The organism is Rhizobium sp. 3T7 (assembly GCF_020166565.1).
Taxonomy (GTDB): Bacteria; Pseudomonadota; Alphaproteobacteria; order Rhizobiales; family Rhizobiaceae; genus Rhizobium.
In genome coordinates this window covers 20,424-44,342 of record NZ_JAIQXS010000027.1, presented here as the reverse complement: position 1 = coordinate 44,342, position 23,919 = coordinate 20,424, and the positions used below count along the sequence as shown (strand labels likewise).

Annotated in this window: 21 protein-coding genes; 8 read left to right on the top strand and 13 right to left on the bottom strand. The window is 60.6% G+C overall.

Annotation, left to right across the window (positions count from 1 at the left end; translation table 11 throughout):
• Position 1: 1 nt before the first annotated feature.
• The 3 genes from K9B32_RS25910 to K9B32_RS25900 form a co-directional block, all read right to left on the bottom strand.
• Positions 2 to 874, bottom strand: a complete 873-nt coding sequence (locus tag K9B32_RS25910) for a carbohydrate ABC transporter permease (protein ID WP_224567652.1) — start codon at positions 872 to 874, stop codon at positions 2 to 4.
• A 136-nt stretch (positions 875 to 1,010) separates the two neighbouring features.
• Positions 1,011 to 2,321: an ABC transporter substrate-binding protein gene (locus tag K9B32_RS25905; protein ID WP_224567650.1), complete on the bottom strand. Its 1,311-nt coding sequence runs from the start codon at positions 2,319 to 2,321 to the stop codon at positions 1,011 to 1,013.
• A 145-nt stretch (positions 2,322 to 2,466) separates the two neighbouring features.
• Positions 2,467 to 3,420, bottom strand: coding sequence for a sugar-binding transcriptional regulator (locus K9B32_RS25900; protein WP_224567648.1), 954 nt, complete (start codon positions 3,418 to 3,420; stop codon positions 2,467 to 2,469).
• 224 nt (positions 3,421 to 3,644) lie between these two features.
• Between K9B32_RS25900 and K9B32_RS25895 the strand changes: the two genes are divergently transcribed.
• The 3 genes from K9B32_RS25895 to K9B32_RS25885 all read left to right on the top strand — a co-directional run bounded on the left by K9B32_RS25895 (position 3,645) and on the right by K9B32_RS25885 (position 6,632).
• Positions 3,645 to 4,298: a response regulator gene (locus K9B32_RS25895; RefSeq protein ID WP_224567645.1), complete on the top strand. Its 654-nt coding sequence runs from the start codon at positions 3,645 to 3,647 to the stop codon at positions 4,296 to 4,298.
• 2 nt (positions 4,299 to 4,300) lie between these two features.
• Positions 4,301 to 5,635: an ATP-binding protein gene (locus K9B32_RS25890; RefSeq protein ID WP_224567643.1), complete on the top strand. Its 1,335-nt coding sequence runs from the start codon at positions 4,301 to 4,303 to the stop codon at positions 5,633 to 5,635.
• Positions 5,636 to 5,708: 73 nt separating this feature from the next.
• The gene (locus K9B32_RS25885) at positions 5,709 to 6,632 is read left to right on the top strand and encodes an ROK family protein (protein ID WP_224567641.1); all 924 of its coding nucleotides are present in this window, start codon (positions 5,709 to 5,711) and stop codon (positions 6,630 to 6,632) included.
• On the opposite strand, the gene K9B32_RS25880 is transcribed toward K9B32_RS25885, so the two are convergent.
• Entirely contained in the window at positions 6,625 to 7,500 is an 876-nt protein-coding gene (locus K9B32_RS25880; protein WP_224567638.1) for a LysR family transcriptional regulator, read from the bottom strand. The genes K9B32_RS25885 and K9B32_RS25880 overlap by 8 nt on opposite strands.
• Positions 7,501 to 7,627: 127 nt before the next feature.
• Between K9B32_RS25880 and K9B32_RS25875 the strand changes: the two genes are divergently transcribed.
• A complete protein-coding gene (locus tag K9B32_RS25875; RefSeq protein ID WP_224567636.1) occupies positions 7,628 to 7,987 on the top strand; it encodes an antibiotic biosynthesis monooxygenase in 360 nt (119 codons plus the stop codon).
• Between the two features lie 46 nt (positions 7,988 to 8,033).
• On the opposite strand, the gene K9B32_RS25870 is transcribed toward K9B32_RS25875, so the two are convergent.
• The 6 genes from K9B32_RS25870 to K9B32_RS25845 form a co-directional block, all read right to left on the bottom strand.
• The gene (locus K9B32_RS25870; protein ID WP_224567635.1) at positions 8,034 to 11,180 is read right to left on the bottom strand and encodes an efflux RND transporter permease subunit; all 3,147 of its coding nucleotides are present in this window, start codon (positions 11,178 to 11,180) and stop codon (positions 8,034 to 8,036) included.
• Positions 11,181 to 11,205: 25 nt separating this feature from the next.
• A complete protein-coding gene (locus tag K9B32_RS25865; RefSeq protein ID WP_224567634.1) occupies positions 11,206 to 12,342 on the bottom strand; it encodes an efflux RND transporter periplasmic adaptor subunit in 1,137 nt (378 codons plus the stop codon).
• 52 nt (positions 12,343 to 12,394) lie between these two features.
• On the bottom strand, positions 12,395 to 13,003 hold the full coding sequence (locus K9B32_RS25860) for a TetR family transcriptional regulator (protein WP_224567686.1): 609 nt from the start codon (positions 13,001 to 13,003) through the stop codon (positions 12,395 to 12,397).
• A 294-nt stretch (positions 13,004 to 13,297) separates the two neighbouring features.
• Positions 13,298 to 13,729, bottom strand: coding sequence for an OsmC family protein (locus K9B32_RS25855; RefSeq protein ID WP_007793984.1), 432 nt, complete (start codon positions 13,727 to 13,729; stop codon positions 13,298 to 13,300).
• A 125-nt stretch (positions 13,730 to 13,854) separates the two neighbouring features.
• The gene (locus K9B32_RS25850; RefSeq protein WP_224567633.1) at positions 13,855 to 15,072 is read right to left on the bottom strand and encodes an adenylate/guanylate cyclase domain-containing protein; all 1,218 of its coding nucleotides are present in this window, start codon (positions 15,070 to 15,072) and stop codon (positions 13,855 to 13,857) included.
• Between the two features lie 62 nt (positions 15,073 to 15,134).
• On the bottom strand, positions 15,135 to 16,157 hold the full coding sequence (locus K9B32_RS25845) for a LacI family DNA-binding transcriptional regulator (RefSeq protein WP_224567632.1): 1,023 nt from the start codon (positions 16,155 to 16,157) through the stop codon (positions 15,135 to 15,137).
• 94 nt (positions 16,158 to 16,251) lie between these two features.
• Here K9B32_RS25845 and K9B32_RS25840 point away from each other — a divergent pair, with 94 nt between their 5' ends.
• From K9B32_RS25840 to K9B32_RS25825, 4 genes are all read left to right on the top strand, one after another.
• The gene (locus K9B32_RS25840; RefSeq protein WP_224567631.1) at positions 16,252 to 17,439 is read left to right on the top strand and encodes a phytanoyl-CoA dioxygenase family protein; all 1,188 of its coding nucleotides are present in this window, start codon (positions 16,252 to 16,254) and stop codon (positions 17,437 to 17,439) included.
• A 160-nt stretch (positions 17,440 to 17,599) separates the two neighbouring features.
• Positions 17,600 to 18,421, top strand: coding sequence for an SDR family oxidoreductase (locus K9B32_RS25835; protein WP_224567630.1), 822 nt, complete (start codon positions 17,600 to 17,602; stop codon positions 18,419 to 18,421).
• A 100-nt stretch (positions 18,422 to 18,521) separates the two neighbouring features.
• Positions 18,522 to 19,433 carry an SMP-30/gluconolactonase/LRE family protein gene (locus tag K9B32_RS25830; RefSeq protein WP_224567629.1) on the top strand — a complete coding sequence of 304 codons (912 nt, stop codon included), beginning with the start codon at positions 18,522 to 18,524 and terminating at the stop codon, positions 19,431 to 19,433.
• Positions 19,393 to 21,798 carry a glycoside hydrolase family 2 protein gene (locus K9B32_RS25825; protein ID WP_318013370.1) on the top strand — a complete coding sequence of 802 codons (2,406 nt, stop codon included), beginning with the start codon at positions 19,393 to 19,395 and terminating at the stop codon, positions 21,796 to 21,798. Before K9B32_RS25830 ends, K9B32_RS25825 begins: the two co-directional genes overlap by 41 nt.
• A gap of 52 nt (positions 21,799 to 21,850) precedes the next feature.
• Here K9B32_RS25825 and K9B32_RS25820 read toward each other — a convergent pair whose 3' ends face one another.
• The 3 genes from K9B32_RS25820 to K9B32_RS25810 all read right to left on the bottom strand — a co-directional run bounded on the left by K9B32_RS25820 (position 21,851) and on the right by K9B32_RS25810 (position 23,834).
• Positions 21,851 to 22,162 carry a hypothetical protein gene (locus K9B32_RS25820; protein WP_224567625.1) on the bottom strand — a complete coding sequence of 104 codons (312 nt, stop codon included), beginning with the start codon at positions 22,160 to 22,162 and terminating at the stop codon, positions 21,851 to 21,853.
• Positions 22,163 to 22,236: 74 nt separating this feature from the next.
• Entirely contained in the window at positions 22,237 to 22,935 is a 699-nt protein-coding gene (locus K9B32_RS25815) for a L,D-transpeptidase (protein WP_224567623.1), read from the bottom strand.
• Positions 22,932 to 23,834 carry a glycine betaine ABC transporter substrate-binding protein gene (locus K9B32_RS25810; RefSeq protein WP_411969752.1) on the bottom strand — a complete coding sequence of 301 codons (903 nt, stop codon included), beginning with the start codon at positions 23,832 to 23,834 and terminating at the stop codon, positions 22,932 to 22,934. The genes K9B32_RS25815 and K9B32_RS25810 overlap by 4 nt, the downstream gene beginning before the upstream one ends.
• Between the last annotated feature and the right edge of the window lie 85 nt (positions 23,835 to 23,919).

Below are 23,919 nucleotides of genomic sequence, written 5' to 3'. Positions count from 1 at the left end.
CTCAAGCCTCCAGATTCTTGCCGACGAGGCGCACGAGGAAGATCGCAACGATGTTGGCGAGGATAACAGCGACGATACCACCTGCCGAGGCGCCGCCGATATCGAATTGCAAGAGTGCCTGCGCGTAAACGAGGAAGGTAAGGTTCGTGCTCTGCGTGCCAGGGCCGCCGTTGGTGGTCACCAGAATTTCGGCAAAGACCGAAAGCAGGAAGATCGTCTGGATCAGGATAACCACTGTGATGGCGCGCGCCATGTGCGGCAGGATGACGTAGAAGAACTTCGAAAGTGCACCGGCGCCGTCCATCTCGGCGGCTTCCTTCTGCTCTTCATCGAGCGATTGCAGTGCTGTCAGCATGATAAGGGTCGCGAAGGGTAACCATTGCCAGGCAACAATCAGGATGATCGAAAACAACGGCGCATTCGCCAGCCAGTCGTAAGGCTGCAGGCCGAGTGCCTTGGCAAGATGCGCGAAGAGCCCGTTGACCGGGTTCATGAACATGTTCTTCCACACCAGCGCCGCAACCGTCGGCATGACGAAGAAGGGCGCGATTACCAGAATGCGCACGATCCCCTGCCCGTAAATATCCTGGTCGAGTAGCAGCGCAAACAAGATGCCACCGATGACAGTGATCAACAGCACGCCAAGCACCAGAAGCAACGTATTGATCAATGCGGAGAAAAAGGCGGGATCGGTCAGGAAATATTTGTAGTTCAGGAAACCGACGAAGGTTTCCATCCCCGGGCTGAGCAAATTGTAGTTCAGCGTCGAGAAATAGATCGTCATCACGAGCGGGACGATCATCCACAGGAAGAGAAGCACAACGGATGGTGCGATCATCATTCGCGCTGCGGAGCGGGTGTGTAACGTTGCCATGGCGATGACCGATCCTGTTCAAAGAGGCAGACGGCTGCGGGACAGCTGAGCAAAAAAGGGCCGCCGATGCAGTTTGGGCAATTCGGCGACCCAGACGGGCGGGGAGGTCAAAGGCCCCGCCTTCTCAGGAGGTTATTTATTTGATGTAACCAGCCTTGGTCATTTCGCGGGTCGTCAACTGCTGTGCGCTCTGCAGCGCCTGGTCGACCGATACCTGGCCGGCGAGAGCCGCGGAGAACTGCTGGCCGACCGCCGTGCCTATGCCCTGGAACTCAGGGATGGCGACGAACTGGACACCGACATAAGGGACCGGCTTGACGGTCGGCTTGGTCGGATCGGCCGCGTTGATGCTGTCGAGCGTCATCTTCGCGAAAGGCGCTGCCTTCTGGTAGTCGGCATTTGCATAGAGCGACGTGCGGGTACCGGGAGGTGCGTTCAGCCAGCCTTCCTTCTCGGCGACGAGGTTGGTGTAATCCTTGCTCGTTGCCCAGGCGACGAACTTCTGGGCTGCCTCGACCTTCTGCGAGCCTGCCGGGATGGCGAGGTTCCAGGCCCAGAGCCAGTTGCCACGCTTGCCGAGACCCTTGTCCGGAGCCAGAGCGAAGCCGACCTTGTCGGCGACGGTGGATTCCTTCGGGTTGCTGACGAAGGATGCAGCAACGGTCGCGTCGATCCACATGCCGCACTTGCCGGTCTGGAAGAGCGCCAGGTTTTCGTTGAAGCCGTTCGACGAAGCGCCCGGAGGTCCGGCTTCCTTCATCAGGTTGACGTAGAAGTTCAGCGTGTCCTTCCACTCCGGTTGATCGAACTGCGGCTTCCATTGCTCATCGAACCAGCGGGCACCGAAGGAATTCGACATAGCCGTCAGAAAGGCCATGTTTTCACCCCAGCCGGCCTTGCCGCGCAGGCAGATGCCGTAGATTTCCTTGTCCTTGTTAGTGATCTTCTTCGCGGCTTCCGCGATGAAGTCCCAGGTCGGCGCGTCCGGCATCTTCAGGCCGGCGGCTTCGAACAGGTCCTTGCGGTACATGACCATCGAGCTTTCGCCGTAGAACGGCGCTGCATAGAGCTTTCCGTCTGCGGTCAGGCCGCTACGGATTGCCGGAAGCAGGTCGTCAGCGTCGTAGTCGGCGCCCAGATTGTCGAGCGGCAACAGCCAGCCCTGCTTTGCCCAAATCGGAACTTCATAGGTACCGATCGTCAGAACGTCATACTGACCGCCCTTGGTCGCGATGTCGGTGGTGACCTTCTGGCGCAGGACGTTTTCTTCGAGGGTGACCCACTCGAGATCGATGTCGGGGTTCTTTTTCTTGAAGTCATCCGTCAGCTTCTGCATCCGGATCATGTCGCCGTTGTTGACGGTCGCGATTGTCAGCGTTTCGGCCGAAGCCATGCCGGCAAACGCCAGTGCTGAGCAGGCGCCCAGCAGGAGAGTTCTCAATGTCATATCTTCCTCCCAGAAGATGGGTGCGAGCATTCGCTTTGCTCATGAGCAATTACTCGCCCTTAGGAGAAAAATGTCAATCACCATTCGTTGCTGCAGCAGCGAAGGCGTGGGTTATCTACCTGAATTTAAAGGAATAAATATTTGCTCAAGACCTGAGCAGATACTCGGCAGTGTCCTCATCGGTGATAAGCGCATTGATCTGATGGCCTGTTACAGCCGCCTTGATCGCCTTGAATTTGCGCTTGCCCTTGCCGATTCCAATGACGGTCGACGACTCGCGCGAGGGGATCGACGCAGAGGCCACCCGCTCGTTGATCGGGTTGTCGAGGAGCTTGCCTTCGCCATCGAACACCCAGCCGCAGATCTCGCCTACGGCGCCGTTGCGCATCAGCTCCATCATCTCGTCCTTCTCGAGAAAGCCGTCGACGCAAAGCGGCCCGTCGATGCCAAGCTCGCCGATGCCGACGAATGTCACGTCCGCCTGCGCGCTGATCTCCAGCGTCGAGCGGACGAGCTGCTGACCGTGCAAGGTTTCCCTCTCCTCCGCCGACGTCACCAGGACCGGCAGCGGCATCGGGAAGTGCCGCGCTTTCACCGCGTCGGCCATGCTAAAGATGACGTTGTAGTAAGCGGCCGAACCATCAGGCGCGATGTTGCCGGTCAGCGACACGATGCGATGGTTGGGACATTCGATGGCGGGCAGCTGATCGACCGCGGCCTTCAACGTTCGCCCGGTGCCGACCGCCAGCACGATCGGATCCGTCCGCTTCAGCCAGCGTTCGATTTCAGCCGCTGCGGCTTCCGCGATGCCGACGGTCGTCGAGCTGGAGCCCGGGTCGCTCGGCACGACCTCGACATGCTTCAGGTTGAACTTCTTGCGCACGGCATTGGCAAGTTCGAGGCAGGCGGCGATCGGATGGTCGAGCCGCACCTTGATGAGCCGTTCGGCAACGGCCAGTGACACCAGACGCTGTGCCGATTGCCGCGAAATCCCCATGGAAGAGGCAATCTCATCCTGCGTCCGCCCCGCCACGTAGTAGAGCCATCCTGCACGCGCCGCGTCATCCAGCCGTCCCGAAGTCTCGGATTTTCTTACCATCAAGTCTCTACCATGCTGCAAGGACCGGCCGTAGCCGACGCGAAGATACACATTGCGGCAGATCAAACCAGAATTCGGGCAAATGTCGAGTGCATTGAGAAATCGCACAGCCTATTTTGACTTACCGCGCGGGGGCCGGATGCCATCTGCTTGTCATCTTTGTCGATCAAGCCTTGCTTGACCAAGGGTTGAACTGCGAGCTAACTGGCAGCGAGGAAAAAACTGTGCGAATTCTGCTGGTTGAAGATGACAGAATGATTGGTGGAGCAGTGCGGGATCACGTCGTCGCGGCCAATCATGCTGTCGACTGGGTACAAAATCTCGCCGACGCTGACGCCGCGGCTCGACCTGTCGACTACGGGCTGATCCTTCTCGACCTTCAGCTCCCAGATGGCAGTGGTGTTGAGTTTCTTCGCCGCTTTCGTGAACGAGGCCTGAAGACGCCCGTTATCATCTTGACCGCGCGCGACCAGGTTTCGGATCGCATCGATGGACTGAATGCCGGCGCCGACGACTATCTCGTGAAGCCGTTCAATCTGGACGAGTTGGAAGCGCGTATCATGGCGGTCGCGCGCCGCTATGACGCCAATCCGCATCCCGTGCTCCGCATTTCCGATATCGAGATCAACCGGCCCCTTCATCAACTCTCCGTGGCCGGCGAAACGATCATCCTGACGAGCCGCGAATGGGCGGTGCTCGACCTCTTGACCGCCCGCCCAGGCGCGATCGTTCCGAAGGACCGAATCGAGGAAGCGCTCTATGCGTTCGGCTCGGAGATCGAAAGCAACACCGTCGAGGTCTATGTGAGCCGTTTGCGCAAGAAGATCGGCAAGGACAGGATCCGCACGGCGCGCGGCATCGGCTACACACTCGGATGAAGATGAAACGCGAACGCAGCATCACCGGCCCACTCATTCTTGCCCTGACGACCGTCATGGTCGTCTTCTGGCTCGCTGCAATCGGCCTCAGCTTTCGCGTGATGCAGCATGAATTCGACGAGATTTTCGACGGCGCCCAGCAGGAGACGACCGAGCGCCTGCTGGCTCTGATCCTCGACGATCTGAACCAGAGTACGAAGATCGATCCGCACAGCATGGCGATGTTCGACGCTGCGGCCAGACGCGAGTATCTGACCTATCAGGTGCGCGACGCCAGCGGCAAAGTAGCGTTGCGCTCGAATGACGCACCGGTCGAGCCCTTCGATGCACCGCTTCGCACCGGCTTTTACGACACGCCGACAGCTCGAATTTATACCGAGATGACAGCCGACGGCTCTCTATTCCTGCAGGTGGCTGACCGGTTCAAGAACAGGCGCGAGGCGGTGCGCGAAAGCACCGTGACACTGCTGATCCCTTTGGCGGCGCTCATTCCGGCCAGCATTTTCGCAATCTGGTTCATCGTCGGGCGCGCGCTGCGACCGATCGAGACGCTTCGGCGAGATATCGGGACGAAGGACGGTGGCAACATGGCCGAGGTCGACGATCGGAACCTGCCGGTCGAACTGCGGCCGATTGCGCGATCGGTCAACCTGCTCCTCGGGCGCCTGCGTGCGGCTCTCGAGGCGGAGCGCGAATTCACCGCCAACAGCGCGCACGAACTGCGAACGCCGATCGCCGGCGCGCTTGCACAGACTCAGCGCCTTGCCGAGGAATTGCCGCCTAGTGCAACGCGAGATCGCGTCCAACAGGTCGAGGCTTCGCTGGTCAATCTCGGCCGTTTGGCAGAAAAGCTCTTGCAGTTGTCACGCGCGGAAGCCGGCATCGGCGGGAGCTCAAATGCGGTCGACCTGCGTCCGGTCCTGGACATGGTCGTTACCGACTTTCAACGCGACAGCCGCACGAATGGTAGGCTTCGATATTCCGCTGCGCCGGACGCAAAGCTCATCCGCAACGCCGACATGGACGCCTTCGGCATTGTCACCCGGAACCTGATCGAGAATGCGTTGCTGCACGGCGATCCGGACCTGCCGGTCAATGTCAGCCTCGAAAGTGGCGGCGTCATCCGCGTCGTCAACGGCGGACCGCCGGTTCGCGAGACCGAGATGGCCGGCCTGAAAAAGCGTTTCAGCCGCGGCAAAACGACAGCGTCCGGTTCCGGGCTCGGACTAGCGATTGCCGACCGCATCGTGTCCCAAATGGGCGGGACGCTGGAATTGTTGTCGCCGGCGACCGGCGCGAAAACCGGCTTCGAGGCGAAAATGACGCTTCCGGCCTAGCCCGGATTTGGCTTGCAAAACCCGCGGAAGGGTGCGAGCAGACGCAGAGGCCATCCAAAGCAGCAGAACCCGAATGATCATCTCTTTCGACATCGGCGGCTCCGCCATCAAGGGCGGTGTGGCGCACTCCGAAACCAACATCACGCCGCTCGGCCGTCGCCCTACCCCCAAGGACGACTTCTCTGCCTTTGTCGGTACGCTGCGTGCCATCGTCGCGGAAACCGGCGAGCAGCCGACGCGCCTTGCCTTCTCGATCGCCGGCGTGGTCGATCCGGATACGCAGCGGCTCACCTGTGCCAATATTCCCTGTATCCACGGCCGCAATCTCGCCGTCGACCTCGAAGTCGAACTTGGCCTGCCGGTACTGATTGCAAATGATGCCGACTGCTTCGCCATGGCGGAAGCCGATCTCGGCGCCGGACGCGGTCACCGCATCGTCCTCGGTGCCATTCTCGGGACAGGCGTCGGCGGCGGCGTCGTCGCGGACGGTCGCCTGATCAATGCCGCCGGCGGCTTTGCCGGCGAATGGGGTCATGGACCGGCGCTTGCGTCTCACGCCGGCAATCCGCCGGTCGCGATCCCGGCCTATCCCTGCGGCTGCGGCCAGAAGAGGTGTGTCGATACGGTCGGCGGCGCGCGTGGTCTCGAGCGATTGTACAAGACGCTGCATGACGTCGATCTCTCCAGCCAGGAAATTATCGATGACTGGTTGAAAGACGAGGCCAAGGCAGCGCGCACCATCGACGTCTTCGTCGATCTCGTCGCCTCACCGCTTGCGCTGACCATCAACATCACGGGCGCGACCATCGTTCCCGTCGGCGGCGGGCTTTCCAACGTCGAACCGCTGCTTGCGGAGCTGGACAAGGCCGTCCGGCAGCGCACCCTGCGCAAATTCGATCGCCCGCTGGTGGTCCGCAGCGAATGCCGCGTCGAGCCCGGCCTGATCGGCGCTGCGCTGCTCGGCTTGAAAGCGGAGGCCGCTCTCGCGGCTAGCTGAAAAGATGCCGCGCCATGTAGTCGACGAAGACCTGTATCTTCGGGGTCGGGTAGCGATTGGCAGGCCATAGGATGCGAAAAGCGCCGACGTCTGCCAGCTCTTCTTCCATCACGGAGATAAGCCGGCCCGAACGGAGTTGGTCGCGCACAGCAAAGAGTGGCAGGCAGGCAAGCCCGATCCCGCTCTCGGCCATATAGATCAAGGGCTCCAGGGTGCTCGCGATGGAGGATACGGGCAGATCCACCGCATCATCGCTCCGGAATGGCCACCGCTCCAGCTTGCCGTTCGAGGGGTATTTGTGATGGAGGCAAAAGTGACGCCGCAAGTCCTGCAATGTCGTCGGCACACTCATGCGGGCGAGGTATTCGCTCGAGCCCACGATGCGGTGAGAGAACTTGCCGAGCGTGCGCGTCATCAGACGCGAATCGCTGATCTCGCCGGTTCTAACTACGGCATCGAACCCCTCATCGATCACATCGACAAGGCGATCGGTAAAATCCAGGTCCAGCTCGATCTCGGGATAGGACCGCATGAACGCGGTAATCGTCGGCATGAACAACATGCCTGCCAGCGGTAGACTGACACGCAGCTTTCCACGCGGCACCGCCTTAGTCCTCGCCAGCTCAAGCTCTGCAGCTTCGATCTCGCAGGCGATCCGTCGGCAGCGCTCGAGGAACATCGCCCCCTCGGGCGTCAGGGTGATGCTGCGCGTGCTGCGATGAAAGAGCCGCACTCCCAGCCGATCCTCAAGCCGCGCAATCGCCTTGCCGACAGCTGAGGACGAGATACCGAATTGCTGTCCTGTTCTGGCGAAGCTGCGGAGTTCGGCGGCCTGTATGAATATTCCGAGCGCACCAAAGTTATCCAAGCATTCCTCCCATTGCGGACAAAACAGTCCGATCTTATCGGAATGTCGTCCCATTTTTCCGAAATCGCTACAAGGCTATCACGCTCCCGTCGGCCAAGAACTCGGCCTTGCAACCACGGAGACTAGCATGTCCAAAGAATACGCCGCCGGCTTCAATATCGCGCCGGCGCCCACGACCTTCATCGTCAACGTCATTCACGCCCATCCGGGAAAACAGGAAGAGGCTTTCCGGATCATCCAGGACGTCGTTCACTATGTCGCGGAGCGCAAGGAAGGCTTCCTTTGGAGCAACCTTTCGAAAAGCACGGACGGCAAGACCGTCGTCAACATCGAAGCGATCCAGGATGAAGGCAATGTCGGCGAATTTTTCGCCGATCCGGTTTTTCTTGAGAAATTCCGCATGCTCGACAGCGTCTCGACAAGTGAATTCCACGCCTACACGGTGGATGATCTCGTGCTGCCAAAGCGTGCGAAAGCAGAAGGCTGATCTCTCTAACGGGAGAAAGGCGCGGCTTTCACCGCGCCTTTTGACTTCACTCGGCAGCGACAGCCGGGGGATGGCGATCATCCACCGCGTCGTCATTGGCGTTCGACCGGTCGCTTTCGGCGCCGGCCGCCTTCGGCTCCTTGCCGAAGAACAGCGCGTACGCAGCCGGCAGCACCAGGATCGTCAGTACCGTCGCGACCAGAATGCCGCCCATCATGGCGTAGGCCAACGGACCCCAGAAGACGCCACGCGAGATCGGGATCAGCGCCAGGACAGCCGTCAGCGCCGTCAGCATGATCGGGCGGAAACGTCGGACCGCGGCACCGACGATCGCTTCCTGCCGATGCATCCCCGCCTTGATGTCCTGATCGATCTGGTCGACGAGGATGATCGAGTTGCGGATGATAATGCCGAGCAGTGCGATGACGCCGAGGATAGCGACGAAGCCGAACGGTGCACCCGATATCAGCAGGGCAGCGGCCGCGCCGATGATCCCGAGCGGACCGGTTGCCAGCACGAGCATCGCCTTGCCGAAATGCTGCAGCTGCGCCATCAGCAGGATGACAATAACAACGAGCATGATCGGCGCCTTGGCTGCAATCGAGGCCTGGCTTTCCGCGGAATCTTCCGCGCCACCTTGGATCTCGACTTTGTAGCCGGCCGGCAGGCTGTCGCGCAGCGACTGCATGTCGGCATACATCTTCATGACCACGTCATTGGACTGCACGCCATCCGGTAGCGTTGCGCGGACCGTGATCGTCGGCAGACGGTCGCGCCGCCATTCGATCCCCTGCTCCAGAACCGGCATCACCTTGGCAACCTGCGAAACCGGAACAAAGCCGCCGAAATCCGTCGGCACGTAGACCGAATTGACCGCCGACAGCAGCGAGCGGTTGTCCTCCGGCTCGCGGGCAACGATCGATACCGTCTCCTCGCCATCGCGGAAGTCGTCAAGCGGCGCGCCGGATACGGCTGTCTGCAGCATCTGACGAACGCGTTGCGAGGTGACGCCGAGCGCACGGGCACGGTCCTGATCGATCACCAGCTTCATCGCCGGTACCGGCTCCAGCCAGTCGTCATGGATCGCGCCGAGCAGCGGATTGGCCTGGAACCTTGCCTTCACCTCGTCGGCGATCTTGCGGACTTCCTGGCGATCCGGCCCCATGATGCGCATCTGCACCGGCCAGCCCGTCGGGGGGCCGAGGAACAGACGATCCACCTTGCCGCGGATATCAGGGAAGTCTTCCGCAAGAATGGTCCGCAGCTTCACGATCAGCCGTTCACGCGCCGGCTCGTCGTTTGCCATGACAAGGAGTTGCGAGAAGTTCGGATTGCGAAGCTGCTGATCGAGCGGCAGAAAGAAGCGCGGGGCGCCTTCGCCGATATAGGTGGCGACGAATTTCTTGTCCGTATCGTCCATGATCTTGGCTTCGAGCGCCTTCGTCTGCGCCTCGACGTCCTTGATGCTGGTGCCTTCGGGCAGCCAGAGGTCGACGAGGATTTCCGGGCGCGACGACTGCGGGAAGAAGTTCTGTGGAATGAACTGGAACGCCCAGAGGCTGGTCGCGAAGGTGACCAATGTCATCGCCACCACGATGATGCGATGACGCACGGCCCAGCCGACAGTTGCCCGAAGGCGTCGGTAGAAGTTCGTATCGAAGGCATCGTGATGCTGGCCCGCATGGTGGCGCTGCTTCAGGATCATGTAGCCGAGCCATGGCGTGAAATAGACCGCCACGAACCACGAGACGACGAGCGCGATGCCAACGACATAGAACAGCGTGCGCACATATTCACCGGCGGTCGAGGCCGCAAAGCCAACCGGGATGAACCCGGCGGTGGTGATCAGCGTACCCGTCAGCATCGGGAAGGCGGTCGAGGAATAGGCGAAGCTCGCCGCCTCGATCTTGACAAGCCCCTCCTCGAGTTTTCGCTCCATCAATTCGACGACGATCATTGCGTCATCCACGAGCAGGCCGAGCGCGATGATCAGAGCGCCGAGCGAGATGCGCTGCAGGTCGATCCCGAGCTCGTACATGATGGCGAAGGTCGCAGCCAGCACGAGTGGGATAGCGATCGCGATCACGAGACCCGAGCGCCAGCCGATGGATAGGAAGGAGACGATGAGCACGATTATCAGTGCCTCACCAAGCGCATGCATGAACTCGCTGATCGCGTCGGTGACAACGTCGGGCTGGTTGGAAATCTGGTCAACGGCTACACCGTAGGGCAGCGATTCTTCGAAGCGCTGATAGGTGGCTTCGACATCCTTGCCGACATCGGTCACCTTGAAGCCCTTGGCCATGACAACGCCGACCTGGACGCTCTCGTGACCATTGAAGCGATATTTGCGCTGATAGGGATCTTCGAGGCCGGAATAGACCGTGGCGATATCCCCGAGACGCGTCACCTGATTGCCGGCCTTTATGCGCAGTTCGCGGATATCCTCGGCCTTTGTCACGTCACCTTCGACGGAGATGCGCACCGAACGCGTGCCGGTATCGACCGATCCGGCCGGATCGACGCTGTTCTGCCCCTTGATTGCATTTTGCAGGTCGAGCACGGTCAGGCCGCGTTCAGCCAGTGCCTTCGAGGAAACGTCAATGTAGATCTTCTCAGGCTGGTCGCCGATGATGACCGCCTTTTCGACGCCAGGCGTCGTCAGCAACATGTCGCGTGCCTGGATGGCGAACTTCTTCAACTCGGGATAGCTGTAACCATCGCCGCTGATCGAGTGCAGCGTGATGTAGGTATCGCCGAACTCGTCGTTGAAATAGGGACCGAGCAGCCCTTCCGGCAGCTCATTGGAGATGTCGCCGACCTTTTTGCGGACCTGATAGAACGCGTCGGCCACCTGTTCACTGTTGGTATCGCCTTTGACCTGCAGAGTAATGATGGCGCTGCCCGCCCGCGTATAGGATTTGACCCAATCAATGTGGGGGGTTTCCTGCAGCTTACGCTCGATTTTGTTGACGACCTGGTCTTCCATTTCCTGGATGGAGGCGCCCGGCCAGATGGCCTGTACGACCATAACGCGGAAGGTGAAATCCGGATCTTCCTTCTGGCCCATGCGCATCAAGCCGAGCACACCGGTGATAAGGATCAAGCCGAATAGGAAGCGCGCGATGCTTGGGTGGCCAATCGCCCAGCGCGACAGGTTGAAGGGACGCTTCTCGGTGGTCGAGTTGTCCATGATCGTATCTTCTCCTGGCCGGACTCTAGCGAATGATATCGCCGGTTTCGGCTTGCGCCGACTGCTGTTCCGGCAGCTTGATCTTGAGGTTCTCGGTCATGAACTGCGTGCCGGCCGCGACGACGAGATCGCCAGTTTTCAGGCCGTCAGCGACATGGACGCCGCCGCCGGTGAAGTCCGCAACCGTGACCTCGCGGGCATGGACGGTCGACGCATTGCGGTCGACGACCCATACGATCTCCTTACCGTCCCTCTCGGCAAGTGCACTGAGCGGAATGGCAACGTTGGTCTCGGCATTGCCAATGGCTGCCTCGATCGTCGCCGTCATGCCGAGCAGCACGCGATCGTCGATCGGAAGGCTGACGCGAACCGAGAAGGTCCGTGACTGTGCATCGGCGCTGCCGGAAACCTCCCGCACCTTGCCGTCGAGCACCAGCTTACTGTCGGACCAGAAGCTGGCCTTGACCGTCTTGCCCGGCTTGAACTGCGCGATATCGTTTTCCGGAACGGCGATCTGCACTTCCTTCTCGCCATCGAGCGCGACGGTAACGACAGGCGTCCCCGCAGCAACAACGGCGCCGGTGTCGGCGCTGATCGACGTCACGATGCCGTTCCGGTCCGCCTTCAGTTCGGTGTAGGCGACCTGGTTCTTTGCCTGATCGAGCGACGAAGCTGCGGCATCCCGTGTCGAAACGGCTTGATCGTAGCTGAGGGCAGCCTGCTCCATCTGCGATTTTGCCGTGACGCTCTTGTCGAAGAGCTGCTGGGCGCGCTTGTTGGCAAGGTCGGCGGTTCCCACACCCTTTTCGGCAGCGGCAAGGTTTGCCTCGGCGGTCTTGACCGCCAATTCATAGTCGGTCGGATCGATTTCCGCGAGCAAGTCACCCGGCTTGACGCGATCGCCGATGTTGACGCGCCGGTCGTTGATCTTCCCGGCAACACGGAAGCCAAGGTTCATCTCGACGCGGGCCTTCACCGCACCGGAATAATCGAGCGAGCGCGTCTCGCCAGCCTCAGCGATCTCGACCACCTTGACCGGCCGGATGATCTCCTTCGTTTCTGCTTTCTTCTCCTCGCTGCAGCCGGATACGGCGAGCGCGACGGCGCCAAGAAGCGCGAGGCTGGCAAAGGACGGCAACTGCACTGTCTTCAGCGAAATCATCTTTCGCACTCCTGAAATAGCTTGTTGGTTGATCTGCGGCTTTGGCCGCCTGTTATTTTTTCAGCGCCCTGATCGAGAATTCGACCAGTTCATCGACGGTGGCGCGGTTGGTCTTAGCAAGGCACTGCGCCACCATCTGCGGATGACAGAGACTGATGGTTGCAGCCCCGAAACAGCGGGACGCGACATCCGGATCCTGCTTGGCAAACTCGCCGGCTGCGATCCCTTCGCGGATCACATCGGCGATCAATTCATGAATGCTGTCGACGTGTTTTTCGATCACGTGCCAATCGCGCTCAATGGCAACGATAACCATCTCATGCACTTTTTCCTGGTCGAGCATGGTCTCGACCGTCATCTGGTACTGGCCCTCGACGAACCGGCGCAGTCGATCCGAAGCGCTGATCGGCAAATGGCAGGCGTCGTAGGCCATCTGGTAGCTAACATTCATCATCCGGCCGCAGATCGCCTGATGGATCTCCACCTTCGATGCAAAAAAGCGATAGACGTTGGCCGGCGACATACCGAGATCGCGGGCGATGTCGGCGACCGTTGTCTTTGAATATCCGTAGTGACGGAAAAGCCGCTCGGCAGCGTCGAGAATGCGCGTCACATTCTCCTGACGGGCTAGTTCGATCGTGTTTTCCGCAGCATCGCTGATCAATTCGGACACCTCGCTTACGACTGACGATTTTTGAATTTCGTCAGTCGTAAAATATCAATCGTAATCTGTCAACATTTTCTCGCTTGTGCCACGCGATCCCGAAGCTGCCTAAACTGCTGCGGTCCAGTAAATAGGGTCGGAATTCGGGATGATGTGGGAAGCGTCAAGGCGCAAGACATCGCTCCGCCAGCCTAAGCTGCAGGGCATAGCACCGCATAAAATGGAACTTAAAAGACCAGGCAGACGACAGGTGCCGGCATCAATGCCCGGCACTCGGTCTTACCTGATCGCTCAGGCGAGCTTGACGTCCAACGAGATCGGAACAGCCGAGAGCGCCTTCGACACCGGGCATCCAGCCTTAGCCTTGTTGGCGAGTTCGATGAATGTCCTTTCATCGGTGTTCGGAACCGTGCCGGTCAGCGTAAGATGGATCGCCGTGATGGCGAAGCCACTCTCCACGCTCTCAAGTGTCACCTTTGCCGTCGTTTCCATATCGGTTGCCCTGAGGCCCGCCTCTTCCAGGATAAGCGAGAGGGCCATCGTGAAGCAGCCGGCATGTGCCGCCCCGATCAACTCCTCCGGATTTGTACCTGGGATACCTTCGAAGCGGCTCGAAAAACCGTAGGGATAGTGTTTGAGCGCGCCACTCTGCGTGGAAATCTGCCCCTTGCCGTCCTTCAGTCCGCCGGACCACTGCGCTGAACCTGTACGATTGATCTGCATGCCGTTCTCCTATTTGGATTAGAGGAAGCTGAAAGAGGCATCGCCTCTTAAACGCGATATAATCCTCTATCGGCAGAAGGCGACAACACCGTGAAATTTCTTCGAGGCGGGCACCCTGAAGACGATCAGATCCCCATTCGCGCCGTTTCCAGCGTATAGAGTTCCTGCACGCGCTTGACGCCACGAAGTGCATAGCGACCGATACAGGCCAGAGCGCCGCGCTCCTCTTCCGGAATCGTTGCAGCAAATTCCGATGACATCAGCACGTTGAGATCAACCGAACGGCACATCGATGCAATCCGACTGACCTCATTCACGGCAGGCCCGATGACGGTGAAGTCCAGCCGCTCGCGGCTGCCGATATTGCCATAGAAGACATCGCCGATGTGCAAGCCGATGTACACCTCGGTTGTCGGGCGGTCCTCAAGCGCACGCTCGTCGTTCAGTGTCTTGAGCTTCTGCCGCAGGGATCTCTCGGCCCGAAGCGCCGCGCAACAGGCATCGGCGGGCTCGTCTGCCTTGAAGATCGCCAGGACCCCGTCGCCGATCAGTTTCAACACGTCGCCGCCGGCTTCGTGGATCGCCGAAATGACAACATCGCTGTAGGCGTTCAGCATCGGCAGGATTTCTTCCGGCGGCGCGCTGTCGGATATCTTGGTGTAATTCAGAAGATCCGAAAACCAAAGAGCCGCCGAGATCCGCTCCGACTTACCACGCGTGATCTTGCCCTTGAGCACCTGCCGGGCGGCATCGCCGCCAAGGTAGACTTCAGCAATTGTCCTGGCGATACGCGCCAGTGCAATGCACTTGATCGCAAGTGCCAGTACCGGCACCAACTTTCGCAGGATGATGAGGTCGTGATCGGAAAAACCCTCAGGATGGCGCGTCGCAAAGTGAGAGAAGAAGCAATCCATCTCGCCGATCGTGCCCGCCTTGGCGAAGCGGTGGACCATCGCCACGAAATCGGTATGGCCCTGCTCGAGCATCGTGTCGAGCATGACGAAGTCGATCGGATCGCCGAAGCCGATACGCCGTCTAACCTCGTTCTCTTCTCCGGCCCAAAGATAGTAGAAGGCGGAGCGCTGCCAACTTTCCAGCGCAGTACCTTCACTGGAGGGACCATATTCGAATTCGGTTTCGACCTCTTCCCGGCTATCCCAGCGGAATGCCCGTCCCTCGTGGACGGGATGGAGCGTGTCCATCAGCGCCATGCCGCGATCGAGCGGCAGGCCGCGCTCGCGGCAGGTGTTGCAGAACCCGGTCAGCAATTCGGCCTCGGAGGCGCCCTTCAGCCCCTGCTCCGTCAGCCATGCCGCAACTGTCCCTATATCGCTGTATTCCATGCCGTTTCCCTCGCTGGTACGAAAGCTGTATCGCCATTTTGCCGACAAGGGAAAGGCGAACCTCAATCCGCAGAAGGCATGTTGTAAGGTGTGACAATTTCCACCGACGACAATGCCGAAGGCGCAATTCCGCCTCTGACCGGGTGAGCCATAATGGCGCGAAAGGCCGATCGGGCGTCCGTGCGCAGATCATGATGAAGCACGAAGCTGATCTTGCGGGCAGTGAGCAGCGCGCGATTGTCCGCATCGAGATCATGCGCGACGAACACGCGGACCAGCCGTTGCGCTGCCTCGAAGGCGGCGAGCACCGCCCGGTTTCCGCCGCCGATGGAGTAGACCGCGTTGATTGCCGGATCCGCTCCAATCGCCTGCATCGCCAGCATTCCCGTCGCCACGTCCGTGCCGTGCCCTTCGCTGATCTCGGTCACGCCGATCAGCGGATAGCGTTCGCGCAGCACGCGGCGAAAGCCGATCTCGCGCTCTTCCTCTCCGCGAAAGCGACCGCTGGAAAGTGTCACAAGGACGCGCCCCGGCGCGTCGCCGAAATGCTCGCCGATGAGGTAGGCGGCCGTCTCGCCGGCCGCGCGATTGTCCGCACCTGCGTAAGCGCTGCGTGACGAATTGGGCAGGTCCGTCACCAGCGTCACAACAGGAATCCCAGCTTCGATTGCGCGGGCCACGGCGACAATCACCTCTGGAACATCGGGCGCCTTCAGGACGATGCCCTTGGTGCCGCGCAGCCGGATTCGGTCGAGCAATTGCACCAGCTCAACCTGCTTCATCACCTCGGCGAAATGGAAGCGGCACCGAAAAATCGTTGGCAGGAACGTAGCGACCTCCGCTTCGAACGCATCGCGAACCGCGGTACTGAAGCGCTCCGGCGTTTCCATGACGACATCGATCGCGAGTTTTCGTCCGCTCACCTCCGCGCCGGTCTGCTGTTTCTCGAGCTCGGCGATCGCCGCTTGAACCCGCTGAACCGTCTGGTGTCGAACCCCACTTCGACCGTTAAGAACGCGATCGACGGTTGCCGTGCTCAACCCGGCCTGGAAGGCGATGTCCTTGACGAGAAACCGATGCGCCATGCAATCCAATCTGATGGTTTTTTGATGGATTACTGATCTATAACACACCGGCCGGCGGCGTATAGTGCCCTCATCGGAAAGGGAGGAGCACCTGATGAAAACCGACAATCGACAGAAACTGCGCGCCGATCGCGTCTGGCTGACCGAGGATGCCTGCGATCTCGGGGATTTCCGTAAGCTTGTCGAGAAGACAACGGCTCTGACCGACTATCCGACGGCAGAGGCGGTGGAAAAGAACATTCTGATTTACGACAGTGCCAAGGTCTTAGCAGCGATCGCCAGTCCTGAAGGCCGCCGCGCCGTCCTCGCCGAGATATGCGAAGCGTTCGGCGAAGGTCCGGGCGTCGTCGTCTTCAAGCGCGCCTACGGGAATACAAGTGTCATCGACCGCGCCGGCGCGGTATTCGACGGGATCATCGAGGAGCAACACCGCACCGCAACCGGAGGCGGCGATCACTTTGCCAAGCCGGGCGCCAATGACCGCATCTGGAATTCGCTGGAAAAGCACTGCCTCGCCGACCCCGAAAACTTCGCCGAATACTACGCAAACCCCATCATCGCGATTGCGAGCGAAGCCTGGCTCGGCCCAAGCTATCAAATGACCGCGCAGGTCAACCGGGTCAATCCGGGCGGCGCGGCGCAGTCCGCGCACCGCGACTACCATCTCGGTTTTCAGTCTTCCAAGGTGATCGAGCAGTTCCCGGCGCATGTGCACAGGCTCTCGCCGGTACTCACGCTGCAGGGCGCGGTCGCTCATTGCGACATGCCGCTTGAGAGCGGGCCTACCCTCTTCCTGCCGCACAGCCAGACCTATGCGCCGGGTTACCTCGCCCTCAAGCGCCACGAGTTCAAGGACTATTTCGAGACCAATCATGTCCAGCTGCCGCTCGAGAAGGGCGACGTCGTGTTCTTCAATCCGGCCCTGTTCCACGCAGCCGGTACAAACCGCTCGACCGACATCAAGCGCGTTGCCAATCTGCTGCAGGTCTCCTCCGCTTTCGGCCGCGCCATGGAGACGGTCAATCGCGAGCACATGAGCGCCAAGCTGTTCCCGGCATTGAAGTCGCTGAGGGGGAAACTGTCCGAAGCCGAGATCGGCAACGCGGTTGCTGCCTGCGCCGAGGGCTACTCGTTCCCGACCAATCTCGACCGCGACCCGCCGATCGGTGGCCTTGCCCCGAAGACGCAGGCGCAACTGATGCACGAGGCGCTGCAGGAGAATTGGGACGATGCGAGGTTCTCGTCGGCCCTGGCGCAACAGAGCGAGCGGCGACTGAGCTGACGCATCCGCCTTGACGAATTTCGCTCCCGGCGCCTTGGTGCCGGGAGCTTTTGGCATATAACCGATCGGCGTCAATGCCGATCAAAACGAAACCTAACCCAAGGAAAAGCCGCCAGTTCAAGGCGTTTTGCCCCTTGAGTTCTTTCATTTGGGGGAGTGCATGACCACAGACCACAGCCGCCTCGACGGCAAAATCGCAATCGTGACCGGCGGTACGCAGGGCCTTGGGGCAACGATCGCCCGCCTTTTTGCCGAGCGCGGCGCCAAGGGCCTCGTCATCTGCGGCCGGAATGAGCAGAAGGGCAAGGCGAAAGCCGATGAGATCGCTGCCGCCACCGGCGCCAAGGTCGTCTACGTCAAAGCGGATCTCGGTCAGGTCGACGGTGCCAGACACGTCGTTCATGTCTGCGACCAGACGTTCGGCCGCGTCGATGCTCTCGTGAATGCGGCCGCCATCACCGACCGCGGAACCATCCTCGATACCAGCCCGGAACTCTTTGACACCATGTTCGCCGTCAACGTCCGCGCTCCCTTCTTCCTGATACAGGAAACGGTGAAGGTGATGCGTCGCGAGAAGATCGAAGGCACGATCGTCAATATCGGCTCCATGTCGGCCAAGGCAGGGCAGCCCTTCATTGCCGCCTATTGCGCCTCGAAGGGTGCCCTGGAAACCCTGACGAAGAACACGGCCTACGCACTGCTGCGCAACCGCATCCGCGTCAACGGCCTCAACATCGGCTGGATGGCATCCGAGGGCGAGGATCGCATTCAGCGGGAATTTCACGGCGCGCCTGCTGATTGGCTGGAAAAGGCAGCCGCCGGCCAGCCGTTCGGCCGCCTCGTGGATCCCGAGGAAGTGGCACGCGCCTGCGCCTATCTCTCCTCGGCGGAATCCGGCCTCATGACCGGGTCCATGATCTGCTTCGACCAGTCGATCTGGGGCGCTTATGACGGCTCTCCGCATCCGGACACAGCCCTCTGAAAAAATGCAGAGCCCGACGCTTTTGCCGGCGCCGGGCTCTGGAACACATCACCGTTTACGTTTACGAAGAGCTTCATATCGCTTTGGGAGGAGCTGACCTGTGTCGGAAGATGCGCTCTATGACATCCGTGACGACCGTTTCCGCGGCCTGATCGCCGGCAGCGCCCGGCTGGAGGAACTCTACAGCGGCTGCCGCTGGGCCGAAGGTCCGGTCTGGTTCTCCGACCTGAATTGCCTGCTCTGGAGCGACATTCCCAACGAGCGGATGATGCGCTGGGTGCCCGACGGCAGTGTCTCGGTTTTCCGCTCTCCCTCGCACTACGTCAACGGCAACACGCGCGACCGCCAGGGTCGGTTGATTTCCTGCGAGCACGGCGGCCGGCGCGTCACCCGCACCGAGTTTGACGGCCGCATCACGGTGCTGGCCGACAGCTACAAGGGCAAGCGCCTGAACTCTCCGAACGACGTCGTCGTCAAATCGGACGGCTCGATCTGGTTCACCGATCCGAGCTACGGAATCATGTCCGACTACGAAGGCCACAAGGCGGAACCGGAGCAGGAAACCCGTAACGTCTACCGCATCGACGCTCCGACCGGCGAGATCGAAGCAGTCGCTATCGATTTCATCCAACCGAACGGCCTTGCCTTCTCGCCCGATGAAAAGCAGCTCTACATCGCCGACTCCGGTTCCTCCAATCATGAGGTGCCGCGTCACATTCGCGTTTTCGACGTGGTCGACGGCAGAAAGCTGACGAACAGCCGGTATTTCTGCTCGATCGACAGCGGCGTGCCGGATGGTTTCCGTTTCGATGTCAGCGGCAATCTCTGGACCAGCGCAGCCGACGGCGTTCACTGCTTAGCGCCCGACGGCACGCTGCTCGGCAAGATCAAGGTGCCGCAGACGGTCTCCAACATCGCCTTTGGCGGCGTGAAAAAGAACCGGCTCTTCATCACCGCCACGCAATCCCTGTATTCGATCTACACCACGACCAACGGCGCCCAGTACCCATAGGCCGCCGCAGCGCTACCTGGGGCTGGGCATTCCATCCAGAAAGAACCACCGATGTTCGAGTTTTCACGCGCCCGCAACCGGCGCCAATCCATCCGCAACGCCTTTTTCATGGGAGCTTGAGATGCGTTCCGTCGTCTCTTTCAACGAAAGCTGGAGTTTTCACGAGGGTTTCGGCCGGCGTCTGCTCGAGGACTTCGATGGCACGGCGACCGTCAGCCTGCCTCATACGGCCGTTGAACTGCCGTTCAACTACTTCGATGAGAAAAGCTATCAGCGGGCATTCACGTATCAGAAGATCCTGCGCTGGATGCCGGAGTTTGAGGGCCGCGAGGTCTCACTCGTCTTCGACGCAGCCATGGCAGATGCCGTCGTCTACCTGAACGGCGAAGAGGTCATCGCTCACAAGGATGGCTACACGCCGTTCGAAGCACGCCTCACCGACCGGTTGGCCGTGGGCGACAATCTGATCACCGTAAAAATCGACGGTCGCGAGAATCCAGCGATTCCGCCCTTCGGCGGCCGCATCGACTACCTGACCTATGCCGGCATCTACCGTGACGTCTGGCTGAAGGTCACGGACCCGATCTCGGTTGGCAACCTGAAGATCGAAACCCACAACGTGCTGGCAGAGGAAAAGTCGGCAAGTGTGCGCGTCGATCTTGCCAATCCGCAGCAGCTTGCGTTCCTGGGCTCGGTATCCGCGTCGCTGAAGGATGCCGACGGACGCCTGCTTGCCACGGCTTCCGCGGAGACGACCGGTGAAGACCTGACCCTCTCCTTCGGTAGCCTCACCGGAATTTCCCTCTGGGATACCGCCAATCCTGCGCTTTACGAATTGACCGTCGAATTGAAGACAAGCCATGGCTCCGACCGCGTCTCGTCGCATTTCGGCTTCCGCACCGCGGAATTCACGCCCGAAGGCTTTATGCTCAACGGCCGATCGTTGAAGCTGCGCGGCCTCAATCGTCACCAGGCATTCCCCTATGTCGGCTATGCCGCAGGGAGATCGGCCCAGGAGCGCGATGCCGACATCATGAAGTCGGTGCTGAAGTGCAATATCGTCCGCACGTCGCATTATCCGCAATCGAAGTGGTTCCTCGACCGGTGCGATCGCATCGGCCTCTTGGTTTTCGAGGAAATTCCAGGCTGGCAGCATATCGGCAACGAGGAGTGGCAGCAGGAATCGATCCGCAACGTCCGGCGGATGATCGAACGCGACTGGAACCACCCCTCGATCATCATCTGGGGCGTTCGCATCAACGAGTCGCAGGACAGTCATGACTTCTATGTCGAGACCAACCGGCTTGCCCGTGAACTCGATCCGACGCGCCCGACAGGCGGCGTCCGCTACATAACAGACAGCGAGCTGCTCGAAGACGTCTACACGATGAACGACTTCATCCTCGGCAACGAGGAACTGCCCGGCAACAACCGTCCGCGCACCGCGCTTCGCCCACAGCAGGAATCCACCGGCCTGTCGTACAAGGTGCCGTACATGATCACCGAGTTTGGTGGCCACATGTATCCCACCAAGATCTACGACCAGGAAGCCCGGCAGGCCGAGCATGTCCGCCGGCATCTCGAGGTGCTGAACGCCGCCTACGGCGATCCTGACATCGCGGGTGCGATCGGCTGGTGCATGTTCGACTACAACACCCACAAGGACTTCGGCTCCGGCGACCGGATCTGCTACCACGGCGTCATGGACATGTTCCGCGAGCCGAAGTTTGCGGCCTATGTCTACGCGAGCCAATGCGATCCTTCCGAAGAGATCGTTATGAAGCCGGTCACGTTCTGGGCCCGCGGTGAGCGCAACATCGGCGGCGTGCTGCCACTGATCGTCCTGACCAACTGCGACGAGGTCGAGCTGCGCTACGGCTCAGTGACCAAGCGGATCGGTCCCGACCGCGAGAACTACCCGCACCTGCCGCACCCGCCCGTCGTTCTCGACCACCGTCATTTCACGCCGGACGAGCTTGGCACTTGGGGTCTTGAATGGATCGACGGCGAATTCACCGGCTACATTGACGGCGAAGCTGTCGCCAGATTGACGCTTGTCGCCGACCCGCTGCCGACGACGCTGCAGGTCGTTGCCGACAGCACGACGCTGAAGGCGCGCGAGCGCGACGCGACCCGCGTCATCATCCGCGCGCTTGATCAACAGGGCCAGCGCCTGCCCTTCATAAATGACAATGTCACCCTGCACGTCGACGGGCCGGCAAAGATTGTCGGTCCAGTATCGGTTCCGCTGCAGGGCGGCACGGCCGGTTTCTGGTTGCAAGCGATCGGACTGACGGGCGCAATCAGCGTGCAGGTAAGCAGCCGCCGCTTCCCGGACATCAAGGTCGAACTGACGGCCGTTTGAGCATATTGCAGGCACGCCCAATCCTTCTGGCAGGGCGTGCCGTGTATCTGGACTATGCCGGTTGCACCGATCGCACCGTGCCGTTGTTGTCGACGATGCACGAGAACTTCTTGCCACCGGCATCGAGGTCGACGCCAAAGGTGCCGTCAGGCAACTGGCGGGAAGCGGTCGGCAATACCTTGGCGTTCGGACCGGCAACTCCAGCCGCCGAATTGGCGCAAAGCAGCTGCAGATCCGCCGGGGCGGTCTGCAGCGTGGTGCGTGCCATGCTTTCAGGCGCTGGCGGCGTCGGCGGCGTGCAGGCGCCAAGGAGCGCCGCGCTTGTTATTGCCGTTATTGCGCGGCCGATTGAAATTCCCCTCACGATGTTCTGCCCCAAAATCCTGTCCCCCGACTAGCATAATTTACACCATCTCCGGCGATGTGCCGGGCCCATTGTCAGACACCCTTGTAGAGCGCCGCACCCTGCATCAGCACGATCACCTTGGCGCCGATCTTGATCCGCGACTCGAGATCCACGATGTCGTCATTGTTCATGCGGATGCAGCCGGAAGAGACGTCGAGACCGATGGTCCAAGGTTCTGCGGTCCCGTGGATACGATAGATCGTGTCCTGGTCGCCTTCGTAGAGATAGAGCGCCCTGGCACCCAGCGGATTTTCCGGCCCGCCCGGCATTCCGTCCTTCCACTTTGCCGCGTTCGGGTCGCGCGCCACCATCTCGGCCGGCGGCGTCCAGGTCGGCCACTCCGCGGTCCGGCCGACGCGCACGATCCCGGCCCATCCGAAGCCTTCGCGTCCGACGCCGATGCCGTAGCGGATAGCCTGGCCGCCAGGCTGGACGAGATAGAGGAAATGCTGGTTGCCATCGATGATGATTGTTCCCGGCGGCTCGGCCGTGCGGAAGGGAACGGGCTGTCTCCGGAATGCTTCCGGCGGTTGATTGTTGCGCGCGTAGTACTGGCGCGCCTTCTTCTTGTCGTAGTCGACCCAGGTGTGCGTCTTCGAATCGTAGATCTGGGTCTGCGCCCAGGCAGCAAGCGGGCCGACACACACGGCGACCGCGATCAAGGCCAAGGTCACCTTACGTACACGTCCGACCTCTCTCACCTTCGCCGGAAGTCTATTGCTTGCCGTCATTTGCTAGCCCACCCATCTACGCGCTTTGCGTTGTCGGCGACCCATTTTGTCGCGTAGTCGAGTGGCGGTATACGCTCGACTTCGAGCGCATAGCTCATCGCCGTCGCTTCCTCTGGCGACAGATCGACCTTTTCCAGGAACGCGGCGATTTCCGGGTGCTTCTTCTCGAAAGCCGCCGCATATCCAATGCGGAAATTGGCCGCGTCCCAGGCCGTCGATGCTGAGGACTTGGTGATCCAGAGCGGATCGTTGGGACCGACAAGCCTCCACTTGCTGGCATCATGCGGAGGCTCGGCTAGGCGGACGATCTTGTGCAGGTCGAAGATGAAATGTGGCGCGTAGCAGGCAAAGACCAGCGGCTGGTTCGTCGCAATGGCAATGTCCAGCCCGGCCATCGCGACTTCCTCTTCCGACTCGACCAGCGTCAGGTTTTTCGCATAGCCGTAGGTATTCGCCCGGACCCGCTCGATCCCTGTCGAAGACCATGTGGGCGCGCCGAGCCACATCTCGCCTTTGCCGTCACCATCGGTATCGAGAACCTTCGTCTTTTCCGGATCGCTGAGATCCGCGATCGTCTTCAGGCCCTTCTCCGCGGCAGCCGGCGTCGTGCAGATGCCCTGCCAAGCCGGCACTCCATGCTTGGCGAGAACGACGACGCCCTTTTCCGTAACGAACCGCTTGATGACATCTTCGAGGTTGGGCTGCCAGACCTCCGGATGGATGTCGACTGTGCCTTTCTCCAGGCCGTTGAAAGCAAGCAGCGTTCCAAGCTCCTGCACATCGGCATTGAGCCCGAACTCCTTGGCGATGCCGACCTTGAGGATATTCGCCGTCGCCTGTCCGGAAGGCCAGTTCGGCATCGCGATCACGAGGTCGGCGGAAAAGGCAGCGCTGCTCATCGCAAGCGTTGCGGCGAAGACGGATGAAAAGAGCCCTGAATATGCTACGCGCTTCGCCATGCCTGTCCCCCAAACATGCGATATA

Bases quoted from the DNA above. Each gene is read 5' to 3' on its own strand.
- K9B32_RS25910 (WP_224567652.1), bottom strand. From the start codon at position 874: ATGGCAACGTTACACACCCGCTCCGCAGCGCGAATGATGATCGCACCA.
- K9B32_RS25905 (WP_224567650.1), bottom strand. From the start codon at position 2,321: ATGACATTGAGAACTCTCCTGCTGGGCGCCTGCTCAGCACTGGCGTTT.
- K9B32_RS25900 (WP_224567648.1), bottom strand. From the start codon at position 3,420: ATGGTAAGAAAATCCGAGACTTCGGGACGGCTGGATGACGCGGCGCGT.
- K9B32_RS25890 (WP_224567643.1), top strand. From the start codon at position 4,301: ATGAAACGCGAACGCAGCATCACCGGCCCACTCATTCTTGCCCTGACG.
- K9B32_RS25885 (WP_224567641.1), top strand. From the start codon at position 5,709: ATGATCATCTCTTTCGACATCGGCGGCTCCGCCATCAAGGGCGGTGTG.
- K9B32_RS25875 (WP_224567636.1), top strand. From the start codon at position 7,628: ATGTCCAAAGAATACGCCGCCGGCTTCAATATCGCGCCGGCGCCCACG.
- K9B32_RS25870 (WP_224567635.1), bottom strand. From the start codon at position 11,180: ATGGACAACTCGACCACCGAGAAGCGTCCCTTCAACCTGTCGCGCTGG.
- K9B32_RS25865 (WP_224567634.1), bottom strand. From the start codon at position 12,342: ATGATTTCGCTGAAGACAGTGCAGTTGCCGTCCTTTGCCAGCCTCGCG.
- K9B32_RS25855 (WP_007793984.1), bottom strand. From the start codon at position 13,729: ATGCAGATCAATCGTACAGGTTCAGCGCAGTGGTCCGGCGGACTGAAG.
- K9B32_RS25850 (WP_224567633.1), bottom strand. From the start codon at position 15,072: ATGGAATACAGCGATATAGGGACAGTTGCGGCATGGCTGACGGAGCAG.
- K9B32_RS25845 (WP_224567632.1), bottom strand. From the start codon at position 16,157: ATGGCGCATCGGTTTCTCGTCAAGGACATCGCCTTCCAGGCCGGGTTG.
- K9B32_RS25840 (WP_224567631.1), top strand. From the start codon at position 16,252: ATGAAAACCGACAATCGACAGAAACTGCGCGCCGATCGCGTCTGGCTG.
- K9B32_RS25835 (WP_224567630.1), top strand. From the start codon at position 17,600: ATGACCACAGACCACAGCCGCCTCGACGGCAAAATCGCAATCGTGACC.
- K9B32_RS25815 (WP_224567623.1), bottom strand. From the start codon at position 22,935: ATGACGGCAAGCAATAGACTTCCGGCGAAGGTGAGAGAGGTCGGACGT.
- K9B32_RS25810 (WP_411969752.1), bottom strand. From the start codon at position 23,834: ATGAGCAGCGCTGCCTTTTCCGCCGACCTCGTGATCGCGATGCCGAAC.